Annotated in this window: 11 protein-coding genes; 5 read left to right on the forward strand and 6 right to left on the reverse strand. The window is 67.5% G+C overall.

The window, feature by feature from the left end:
- Positions 1 to 24 precede the first annotated feature (24 nt).
- Entirely contained in the window at positions 25 to 1,137 is a 1,113-nt protein-coding gene (locus ACWFRJ_RS18815) for a ferritin-like domain-containing protein (protein WP_453531554.1), read from the reverse strand.
- Positions 1,138 to 1,355: 218 nt separating this feature from the next.
- Between ACWFRJ_RS18815 and ACWFRJ_RS18820 the strand changes: the two genes are divergently transcribed.
- From ACWFRJ_RS18820 to ACWFRJ_RS18835, 4 genes are all read left to right on the forward strand, one after another.
- Positions 1,356 to 2,294, forward strand: coding sequence for an AurF N-oxygenase family protein (locus ACWFRJ_RS18820; RefSeq protein ID WP_453531556.1), 939 nt, complete (start codon positions 1,356 to 1,358; stop codon positions 2,292 to 2,294).
- A gap of 95 nt (positions 2,295 to 2,389) precedes the next feature.
- Positions 2,390 to 3,118: a TetR/AcrR family transcriptional regulator gene (locus ACWFRJ_RS18825; protein ID WP_453531559.1), complete on the forward strand. Its 729-nt coding sequence runs from the start codon at positions 2,390 to 2,392 to the stop codon at positions 3,116 to 3,118.
- A 24-nt stretch (positions 3,119 to 3,142) separates the two neighbouring features.
- Positions 3,143 to 3,421, forward strand: a complete 279-nt coding sequence (locus ACWFRJ_RS18830; RefSeq protein ID WP_453531562.1) for a hypothetical protein — start codon at positions 3,143 to 3,145, stop codon at positions 3,419 to 3,421.
- A 149-nt stretch (positions 3,422 to 3,570) separates the two neighbouring features.
- Positions 3,571 to 4,755 carry an NlpC/P60 family protein gene (locus ACWFRJ_RS18835; protein ID WP_453531565.1) on the forward strand — a complete coding sequence of 395 codons (1,185 nt, stop codon included), beginning with the start codon at positions 3,571 to 3,573 and terminating at the stop codon, positions 4,753 to 4,755.
- Between the two features lie 27 nt (positions 4,756 to 4,782).
- Here ACWFRJ_RS18835 and ACWFRJ_RS18840 read toward each other — a convergent pair whose 3' ends face one another.
- Together ACWFRJ_RS18840 and ACWFRJ_RS18845 are read right to left on the reverse strand one after the other, a co-directional pair.
- The gene (locus tag ACWFRJ_RS18840) at positions 4,783 to 5,049 is read right to left on the reverse strand and encodes a DUF7848 domain-containing protein (RefSeq protein ID WP_453531568.1); all 267 of its coding nucleotides are present in this window, start codon (positions 5,047 to 5,049) and stop codon (positions 4,783 to 4,785) included.
- Positions 5,046 to 5,396 (reverse strand): hypothetical protein, encoded by a 351-nt coding sequence (locus ACWFRJ_RS18845; protein ID WP_453531571.1) that lies wholly within the window; start codon positions 5,394 to 5,396, stop codon positions 5,046 to 5,048. Before ACWFRJ_RS18845 ends, ACWFRJ_RS18840 begins: the two co-directional genes overlap by 4 nt.
- Positions 5,397 to 5,694: 298 nt before the next feature.
- Between ACWFRJ_RS18845 and ACWFRJ_RS18850 the strand changes: the two genes are divergently transcribed.
- Positions 5,695 to 7,029, forward strand: coding sequence for an XRE family transcriptional regulator (locus ACWFRJ_RS18850; protein WP_453531573.1), 1,335 nt, complete (start codon positions 5,695 to 5,697; stop codon positions 7,027 to 7,029).
- A 4-nt stretch (positions 7,030 to 7,033) separates the two neighbouring features.
- Here the strand turns inward: ACWFRJ_RS18850 and cutA are convergent, their stop codons facing one another.
- From cutA to ACWFRJ_RS18865, 3 genes are all read right to left on the reverse strand, one after another.
- The gene (cutA, locus tag ACWFRJ_RS18855; protein WP_453531576.1) at positions 7,034 to 7,366 is read right to left on the reverse strand and encodes a divalent-cation tolerance protein CutA; all 333 of its coding nucleotides are present in this window, start codon (positions 7,364 to 7,366) and stop codon (positions 7,034 to 7,036) included.
- Positions 7,367 to 7,861: 495 nt separating this feature from the next.
- Positions 7,862 to 8,344 carry a DUF4231 domain-containing protein gene (locus ACWFRJ_RS18860; RefSeq protein ID WP_453531578.1) on the reverse strand — a complete coding sequence of 161 codons (483 nt, stop codon included), beginning with the start codon at positions 8,342 to 8,344 and terminating at the stop codon, positions 7,862 to 7,864.
- A gap of 45 nt (positions 8,345 to 8,389) precedes the next feature.
- The gene (locus ACWFRJ_RS18865; protein ID WP_453531581.1) at positions 8,390 to 9,442 is read right to left on the reverse strand and encodes an HNH endonuclease; all 1,053 of its coding nucleotides are present in this window, start codon (positions 9,440 to 9,442) and stop codon (positions 8,390 to 8,392) included.
- Between the last annotated feature and the right edge of the window lie 195 nt (positions 9,443 to 9,637).

Here is a 9,637-nt window from a genome sequence, read left to right on the forward strand (position 1 = left end):
AGCGGGACCCCCCGTCACCCGGTGTCAGGGGTTCGGAGCGCCGCCCGAGGCGATCATGTTCTCGACCTCCGCCACCCGCTCCCCCTCCTCCGCCGCGAACCGCTCCGCGTCCAGTTTCTCGGCGATCTCCTCGTCCTGGGCCATCAGCTGGTCGAGGTTGGCGTTGCCCATGTCGAAGACACCCATGTCGACGTACGCCTCCTGGAGCCGCTTGCCCCACAGGCCGATGTCCTTGACGCACGGCACGATGCGGCTGAAGAGCAACTGCCGGAAGAGGGCGAGGAATTCGGAGTTCTCGCTGCACTCCTCGGCCTCCGCCTTGGGGATGCCGAAGTTCTCCAGGACCTCGACGCCGCGCAGGCGGTCGCGCATCAAGTAGCAGCCCTCGATGACGAATTCCTCACGCTCGCGCAGTTCAGCGTCGGAGAGCTGCTTGTAGTAGTCGCGCAGGGCCATGCGGCCGAAGGCCACGTGACGGGCCTCGTCCTGCATGACGTACGCGAGGATCTGTTTCGGCAGCGGCTTGTCCGTCGTGTCGCGGATCATGCCGAAGGCGGCGAGCGCGAGGCCCTCGATGAGGACCTGCATGCCGAGGTAGGGCATGTCCCAGCGGGAGTCGCGCAGGGTGTCGCCGAGCAGCGACTGAAGGTTGTCGTTGATCGGATAGAGCATGCCGATCTTGTCGTGCAGGAAGCGGCCGTAGACCTCTGCGTGCCGTGCCTCGTCCATGGTCTGGGTCGCCGAGTAGAACTTGGCGTCCAGGTCGGGGACGGACTCCACGATGCGGGCCGCGCACACCATCGCGCCCTGCTCGCCGTGCAGGAACTGGCTGAACTGCCAGGAGGCGTAGTGCTTGCGCAGCTCGCCCTTGTCGCGGTCGGTCATCTTGTCCCAGTGGCGGGTTCCGTAGAGCGACATGGACTCGTCGGGGGTGCCCAGGGGGTCGTACGGGTCGACCTCCAGATCCCAGGCGATGCGCTTGGCACCGTCCCACTGCTTGTCCTTGCCCTTCTGGTAGAGGGCGAGCAGCCGGGCGCGGCCCTCGTCGTACTCCCAGCTGAAGCGGGCCGCGCCGCTCGCCGGTATCTGCCAGATGTTCTCGTCCGGGGCGTGCGTGTACAGCTCGTGCGTCGACACTGACGGCTCCTAAGAATTGGCCTCGGTCTTCTCCGTAATCGCCTGGTGTTGCCGTGGTACTGCTTTCGACTGCCTTGTACTGCTTGGTAATTGGCAGGCTCACACGTTCGTAGACGCGAGGTCAACAAGTCGTGCGCAAGGGATTGACGGCCTTGCTGACAGGCAGTCTCATAATTCGTGACCGCCGGTAACTCTGACGACGAGGCAGGGGCAGAGCCATGACGACCATCACGGAGGACGCGGCGATCGAAGGGCTGCGGGACGCGCTGGGACTGCTCAAGGACCGGGAGCAGGTGGCCGAGCGGCTGCTCGATTCCTCCGCCAAGCACTCCTTCGACCCCGACAAGGAACTTGACTGGGAGGCGCCGTTCGAGGAGGGCAAGTGGTTCTGGCCCCCGGAGCTGCTCTCCCTGTACGGCACGCCGATGTGGCAGCGGATGAGCGAGGAGCAGCGCATCGCGCTCTCCCAGCACGAGGCCGCCGCGCTCGCCTCGCTCGGCATCTGGTTCGAACTGATCCTGATGCAGCTGCTCGTACGCCACATCTACGACAAGCCCGCCACCAGCTCCCACGTGCGCTACGCGCTGACGGAGATCGAGGACGAGTGCCGACACTCGAAGATGTTCGCGCGCCTGATCACCCGCGGGGACACCCCGTACTACCCGGTCAGCACCGTGCACCGGAACCTCGGCCGCCTCTTCAAGACCATCTCGACGACACCCGGTTCGTTCACGGCGACGCTGCTCGGCGAGGAGATCCTCGACTGGATGCAGCGCCTCACGTTTCCGGACGAGCGCGTCCAGACCCTCGTGCGCGGGGTCACGCGGATCCACGTCGTGGAGGAGGCGCGCCACGTCCGGTACGCCCGTGAGGAGCTACGGCGCCAGATGGTGACGGCGCCGCGCTGGTCCCAGGAGTTCACGCGCCTCACCTCCGGCGAGTTCGCGCGCGTCTTCTCCATCGCCTTCATCAACCCCGAGGTCTACACGAACGTGGGCCTGGACAGGCGGGAGGCCATGGCGCAGGTCAAGGCGAGTGCGCACCGCCGCGAGATCATGCAGACCGGAGCCAAGCGCCTGACGGACTTCCTGGACGACATCGGGGTGCTGCGGGGCGCCGGGCGGCGGCTGTGGAAGAGCTCGGGGCTGCTCGCGTAGCTGTCGTCGCTGTGGTCCCCGCCACAGCTGTCGCGGTGAAGGGGGTACGCAGGGTTCCGGCGCGTTTGTTCGACAGGGCGGATACGCTGCGAGGCATGACCTCGCCTGCTCCCACCCGCGCGTACCGGCGCCTCAGTGTCGAAGAGCGGCAGCGGCAGCTCAAGGAGGCCGCCCTGTCCCTCTTCGCGGTGCGCGCACCCGACGAGGTCTCCCTCGACGACGTCGCGGAGGCGGCCGGAGTCTCCCGGCCGCTCGTCTACCGCTACTTCCCGGGCGGCAAGCAGCAGTTGTACGAGGCCGCGCTGCGCTCCGCCGCCGACGAGCTGGAGCAGTGCTTCGACGAGCCGCCGGAGGGCCCGCTCACGCAGCGCCTCGCGAACGCCCTCGACCGCTACCTCGCCTTCGTCGACCAGCACGACGCGGGCTTCAGCGCGCTCCTCCAGGGCGGCAGCGTCGTGGAGACCTCGCGGACGACCGCCATCGTGGACGAGGTGCGCAGGACGGCCGCCGATCACATCCTGCGCCACCTGGAGGTCGTGGGCGCCACGGGCCCGCGCCTGAAGATGACCGTGCGGATGTGGATCACCTCCGTCGAGGCGGCGTCCCTGATCTGGCTCGACGAGGAGAAGCAGCCGTCGCTCGACGAACTGCGGGACTGGCTCGTCGAGCAGTTCATGGCGGTCCTGGTGGCCTCCGCGGGCCGCGACCCGCAGACCGCGGAGGCGGTACGGGGCGCACTGGCCATGGAGACGGCGGACGGCCCCGCGGGCTCGCTCGCCCGGCGGGTCCTTCCGGTGGTGAGCGACGCGGCGCACCTGCTGTGACGCTGGTCCTGTGACACTGATCAGGTGAAGAGCGAAGACACCCCTTTCGTGGGTGGCCCCCTGGACGGCCGCGTACTGCCCATCCTGCTCGGCCCGACAGGGCATCCCCCGAAGGTGTACCGGGTCCCGGTGCCGGACGAGGCGGGCGGCCCTGCGACGGTGCTGGTGTACCGCCGGGTGGCCAAGGCGCCGGGCAGGCGGCTCGGGCTGCACCAGGGCTGGAAGTACGAGTACGACCCCGAGGGCGACAAGGCCGGGTCAGGGCTGAAGTGGCCGTGGTCGAAGCCGGGCGGGGCGGCATAAGTCCCTCCGGGGCAAGGGCGGCGCGCCGTGGGGCCCTGGACGAGTGACCGCATTGCGCCGCCCGCGCACCTTCCGGAGGCGGGCCGCGCCGGGGCGGCCGATGCTCGCGGTGCGGGGCGGACCTACCGCCGCGCGCCGGAGGTGATGGCATGTCAGGCAGGCTGCTGCGGTGGGTCGGTACGGGAACTGCGGTCGGGGCGTTGCTGGCGACGGCGTCTCCGGCATACGCGGTCCCGGAACCCGACGCCGCCACGGCGCGCCCGGTCTCCGAACTCCTGACAGACCTTCAGGGGCTTTACCGGAAGGCCGAGGAGTCGACGGAGACGTACAACGCGACGGCGGAGAAGCTCAAGGAGCAGCGCGCCGAGGTCACCCGCCTGAACGGCAGCCTGGCCCGCGCCCGCACTTCGGTGCACGCCGGCAAGGGCGCGGCGGGCCGCTTCGCACGGCAGCAGTACCAAGGCACCACGGAAATCTCCCCCTACGTACGCCTCCTCCTGGCCCGCGACCCGCAGCAGGCCCTCGACCAGGGGCATGTGATCGGCCGGGTGGCGGCGGAGCGGGCGGCGACGGTGCGGCGCCTCGTCGGCGGCGAGAAGAAAGCATCCACGCTCGCGGCCACGGCCAAGAGCGCCTTGGCCTCCCAAGTCGCCCTCGCCGCCCAGCAGAAGGAGGAGCGGAACACGGTCAAGGGGCAGCTGAAGGAGGTCGAGGAACTGCTCGCCTCGCTGAGCACGGAGCAGTTGGCGGACCTGGCGCGGGCGGAGGAGGAGGGGATGGCGGACGCGCAGCGCAAGTTCCTGGATTCGGGCTCACTGAGCGGCACTCCGGAATCTGCGGGCTCTCCGGGAGCTGCGGGCTCCGCCCCGTCCCGACCGCCGTCCAAGCGAGGGGATTCGGCGCTTGACTACGCGGTGCGGCAGATCGGCAAGCCGTACAAGTGGGGCGCGGAGGGCCCCAAGTCCTTCGACTGCTCGGGGCTCACGTCGCAGGCATGGGCGAAGGCCGGAAAGACGATCCCGCGTACGTCGCAGGAGCAGTGGGCGCAACTTCGGCGAGTCTCTCTCCGCAAGCTGCGGCCGGGAGACCTGATCGTCTACTTCCCCAAGGCCACGCACGTGGCGATCTACCTGGGCGACGGCATGGTGATCCAGGCCCCCCGGCCCGGTTCACGGGTAAAGGTCTCCCCCATCGCGGCGAACCCCCTGCTGGGGGCGGTACGTCCGGACCCCTCGGCGGACTCCATGAAGGGCTACACCCCACCGAAGCTGCCTCGCGGGGCGATGAAGGGCGGGGACGCGGGCTACAGCCGAGCGGGGGCGCCCCCGGCGTAGGTGCCGGTTGCGTCCCCACCCCCCGCTCTATGCCGGCAGGCTGCTCTCACCCACCACAGGATCAGTGATCCTGGCGGAGAAGAACTGGAACGCCGACATCTCATAGCCGGGATGCCGGGTCATGCCCGCGTGCCTGAGGCACCACAGCTGTGCCTCATCCGGATCGGCCGTGTCCGTCGAGTGCTCACCGCACGTCAAGCACTTGCCGACGTGGCGCACGCGCAGGGTGGGCATGGCCGTCAGCGTCCACTCGACCGGCAGGAATCGGCCCCGGTGTGAGCTGCCCGCGCTCACCCGAACGCCTCCGCCGCAAGCTGCGGACCGCCGTCGTCACCGTCGTCCGCATCGGCATAGTCGACTTCGGACAAGCGATCTCCCCGGCTCTCCGCGATCCGCCGAACCTCTCGCAGCGATTCCGTCAGCCGGGCGGCCACGAATCGGACTTCCTCAGGCGTGACCCTGGGGTTGGCGAGCATGTCGCCCGCGTGCCTCAGAAGGACGCCCGCCATACCGAGTTGGACGCTCTCGATGTTGTCAGCCACCTTGGACAGGCGACCGGTGGCACTCCCCACCAGATAGCAGGGGTTACCGTCCACCGTCGACCACGGCAACAGCCGCGCCCTCTGCATGTGAGAGGTCATACCGTCACCTCCACCCCATGAATCAGGCGAGGCCGGCGAGGCCGGTGGTGCCCCGGCCGAGGCACCAGGAGCCGCAACAGGGGCTCGAAGATCTGGGCGATACAGTCCGGCATGTCGACCTGCGCTCTCAGGTAGGCCATGCCCCCGGACCGGTCGCTCGGTCGCGGGGGTCTGATCGCTCCAACCGTCCTGCAGGATGAGGCTGTTGCCTTCCCGCCCGTGGGTATCCCCATGATGGGTAGGCTGATTGTTCGGCCGATGCGACACGCTGTCACCAATAGGCGCGACGGGGCATCTCATGACCGGTTACGAACCCATGACCGCGCTACCGCGCGAACTCCTGGATCACGCGGGGATGAGCTCTGCGATCGCAGCCCACGACTTCGGCGAGGTGTTCCGCCTCGCGCGGAGCGAGGCAGGAATCAGCTACTCGAAGATCGCAGCCGAATGCGACATCAAGCCGGAGCGCGTTGGAGCCTTGGCGCGCGGTCTTGGCAGTGTCACGACGTTCGAGAAGATCGCGCAGATCGCCGATGCCCTGCGCATTCCCGGAGCGGCTCTGGGCCTCGCTCCACGGAAGTGGGAGACCCCGGGCGCCCCAAGCCGTGAACTGCCCCTGCCTGTACATGCCACCGCCACCCACAGAGACGGAGACGAAGTGCGGCGTAGGGAGTTCATCAAGGCATCGACATTCACGGGGTTGGCAGTTGGCATGCCCGACCTCACTCGACCGGTCACCGGACGCCGAGTGAGTAAGGAATTCCCCCAGCAGCTACGCGAGCGCACGGCACGTCTGCGCCGCCTCGACGACGTACTGGGCGGTGGGGACACTTACCGCGTCTATCTCGGCGAGTACCAGGCCACGAAGGCCCTGCTCCGTGACTGCACCTACAACGAGGAGACCGGCAGATCATTGCTCTCCGTGCTCGCCGAGCAGGCACAGCAAGCCGGTTGGGCCGCATTCGACGGGGGCAAGCACCACGACGCCACCAGCCTGTACGAGGACAGCCACACAGCGGCGGTCGACGCAAAGGACACCGCCCTTGCGGGCAACGCGCTCGCCTTCCTCGCCTACCAGGCGGTGAACGGAGACCGAGCAGCCGGAATCCAAATAGCCGCCCGCGCATGCGACACGGCCGGACCCGGCGCCGCCCCCGGAGTCCGCGCGCTGCTGCACGAGCGCCGCTCATGGGCCTACGCGTTGGCAGGGCTCCCGGCTGAGACCGAACGTGCCCTCGTCGCGGCAGAATCAGCACTGGACGAGATCGATGGATCTCCCCAACCAGACTGGGTCGCGTGGGTCGACCAGAACGAGCTGCAGATCATGAGCGGCCGATGCTGGACGGAACTACGGCGCCCGCTGCGCGCTGTCCCCACGCTGGAAGCGGCACTCGCGAAGTACGACGACACGCATGCGCGGGACAAGAGCCTGTACCTGTCGTGGCTGGCCGACTCGTACCTCACCGCAGGCGAGGTGGAACAGTCCGCCAAGGCCACCAGCCGAGCCCTGGACCTGTCCGCCGGGGTGGCGTCGGTCCGCCCACGGCAGCGCCTCACTCCGGTCCTGCGGCGTCTCGGCGACCACCGAACACTTCCCGAGGTCGCCGATGTGCTGGAGAAGGCGAGGGCCTGAGACGCTACTCGGAAGGGAGCGGGCCGGTAGTAGTGGCCACCCATCGCAGATAGGCATCCGCCCCGGCAACGATCGGAACGGCCGATACCTCAGGGTTCTTCCACGGGTGGTGCTCCAGCAGGTGAGCTTCCAACTCGGCGTACCGGTCGGCGTGCGTCTTCAACAGAAGCTGCCACTCCTCCCCGGTACCGAACTCCCCCGCGTGCCAGAAGACGGAGACCACCGGCCCCACGATCTGCGCCCCGGCGGCAAGCCGATCCGCCACCACCGACCGAGCCAGAGCCACTGCCTGATCACGGGTCTCGGTCGCCGTCGACACCTGCATGAAGTCAGCCATGTCGCCGAGCCTAGCCTCAAGAATTCGACGATGAGCTTTCGCACGTAGCTGACGGACCCAGCAGTCGTGGCGATCCTCACCCCGGCGTCCCGCACGGTTCTCTAGCTCCTGCACAGTTCGAAGAAGCGCCGGAAGGGCCGCGACTAAGTTGCCGAGCCGCCCGCCCAGGTAGTCGAGATTCCTCGGCGGGGTTGAAGAGGTACGCCAGCAACGGGCAACAACTCTGCGGGATGCCCGTGACCTCGAACAGATGCAGAAGACGGCTGAGCTGGCGCGCATAGCGCAAATCGACGTTCAGTCGGCTCTCGGCCGACTGAACGAGCTGGAGCGCAAGACGCACGGCCGGAGCTAACCAACCTTTGCCGGGCCGCCTGTGGGCCGCCCGAGGGTGCCTCAGGCCGACCAACAACGACCAGTATCGACCACTCCTTCGCTGGTCATCGGCATAAGAGGCCCTCCAATCGATCCAGCCCGCGGCGAGTATCGGAGCAGGAGCTAGGTACTAGGAGGCGACGCCGGTTCCCGGCGATGCTCTAGCCAAGTTCGACTCAGATCATCCCAAATCATCTGGTATCTATTAAAAATAGCCTCAATATTGTCATGCGTCAGATCCCCTGCGGCCGTCGATGCCACGAGGTATTCCAGGTCATCGGCGAGACGCTGGAACCGGTACTGCGTTTCCTCCATCAGCACCCACCGGGAGCGCCAGTTGAAGAACGGCTCGACGGCTCCCAGCAACGTCCCTAGGGCCACCAAGGCAAAGGCAAGGCCAGCCCACGTGTTGAGGTTCTGCAGACCCAGGATGATGGTGGACGCAGCGGACAGTGCCATCGTCACCATTCTGATCACCGAGGCGCTTCGGCGAAACCGCTGTTTCCTGTCGCGGGCATAGCCGTTGCCTTGACGAATCTTGCCCAGCAGGAGGGCCGCTGTCTCCGTAGGGCTAAGGCCCACGCCCAACTCACCGTTCGACTGCACGCCGCCCCCTAACGCCCCTCGCCACCTCGTGGCTCGCCCCGAACATCACGCTCCAGCCGGTTCTGTCACCGGGCGGGGCACAGGCAGCAGCCCTGCTCCGCTCTTGCTCGTCTGCTCTTGGACCAGCACGCGCAGCTCGGCCGGCGTGGGCCACGGCGCACTGCGGTGAATCATGCGATGGCAGTTCGAGCAGATCAGCGCGAGATCGGCCAGTCTCGTGGTGCCCTCACCGGCCACGTGGAGCGGCACCACGTGATGACACTCGATGTAGCCCTCGCCCCGCTCGCCGTACACCTTGGCGAAGTCGAAGCCGCACGCTTCGCACGACAGAGTGCCGCCCTGCTTGAGGACTGAGGCGATCTTCCTCTTGCGAAGAGCCTTGTTGCGCTCGCGTGTGCGGTGACGGCGATACAGCACACGCCCCTCAGGCGCGCTGACGTCATCGTCCAACTCCTCGTCCTCAGGCAGCGGTACAGGCTGAAGGTCACCAGAGCGCAGTCCTTCACGCAGTAGCTCAGCTGCCCGCGCCATGTCTGCCGGGCGGTCCAGGAAGTCCTGCAGCACCTCGCGGTCCAGTTGCCCGCCGTTCGTAGGCTGGCCCTTGTAGTCAGGGTGGAAGCTGGCGATGTTGAGCGTCTTGTATGCCGCGCCGTTGCGATTGCCGTACTCGGCCGCGCGCTGCTCCGGCGGGTAGGCGGAGAGCAACTGCAGAAGGTCGGACAGCTCTGCCACTCGCGGGTCTGAGGCTGAGAGGCCCTGCCAGCCGTTCCGGGCAACGACATCGCAGGCCAGCACCAGCTCGTCACGGGTCCACTTGGGACTACGTGACACCCCGATCCGGAAACCCTCACGCTTCAGCCAGTCGACGGCATGGCCCACGCCGCCGCTCAGTTCCCGCCAGGTGAGCGCCCTGCCCTGGGAGTGCTTGTGCGCTACTCCTGCCACGGCCTTGGAGTCGTACTCCCTGCCCTCGTGCAGGATGAGGAACTTCCGGGCTGGCTTGAACTCGTACAGCTCCAGGAACCTCTCGGCTCCCAGATCGTCGTACTCCTGCATGGTCTTCAGGATGTCTTCGCGCGAGATGGCCCCTTTTCCCATGCGTGGAGACTACGGGGCAGGTACGACAGGGCACTTGCCCTCCCAACGGCTCGCGACCGTCAGCCAACCAGTCCAGCGCGAACGGACGAGCTGCGGCTCCGCCTGTACGTTCGACCGCCCCGCCTTGCTGAATCTTTACCTTTGCAGTGTGACGGTCGAAGGCGTAACACACGGTGACGGTATTTAACTCGCACT

It is taken from the genome of Streptomyces sp. NPDC055239 (assembly GCF_053606205.1).

What these genes read in the sequence shown, in the direction of transcription:
- ACWFRJ_RS18820 (WP_453531556.1), top strand. Translation starts at nt 1,356, where the DNA reads ATGACGACCATCACGGAGGACGCGGCGATCGAAGGGCTGCGGGACGCG.
- ACWFRJ_RS18825 (WP_453531559.1), top strand. Translation starts at nt 2,390, where the DNA reads ATGACCTCGCCTGCTCCCACCCGCGCGTACCGGCGCCTCAGTGTCGAA.
- ACWFRJ_RS18835 (WP_453531565.1), top strand. Translation starts at nt 3,571, where the DNA reads ATGTCAGGCAGGCTGCTGCGGTGGGTCGGTACGGGAACTGCGGTCGGG.
- ACWFRJ_RS18845 (WP_453531571.1), bottom strand. Translation starts at nt 5,396, where the DNA reads ATGACCTCTCACATGCAGAGGGCGCGGCTGTTGCCGTGGTCGACGGTG.
- ACWFRJ_RS18850 (WP_453531573.1), top strand. Translation starts at nt 5,695, where the DNA reads ATGACCGGTTACGAACCCATGACCGCGCTACCGCGCGAACTCCTGGAT.
- cutA (WP_453531576.1), bottom strand. Translation starts at nt 7,366, where the DNA reads ATGGCTGACTTCATGCAGGTGTCGACGGCGACCGAGACCCGTGATCAG.
- ACWFRJ_RS18865 (WP_453531581.1), bottom strand. Translation starts at nt 9,442, where the DNA reads ATGGGAAAAGGGGCCATCTCGCGCGAAGACATCCTGAAGACCATGCAG.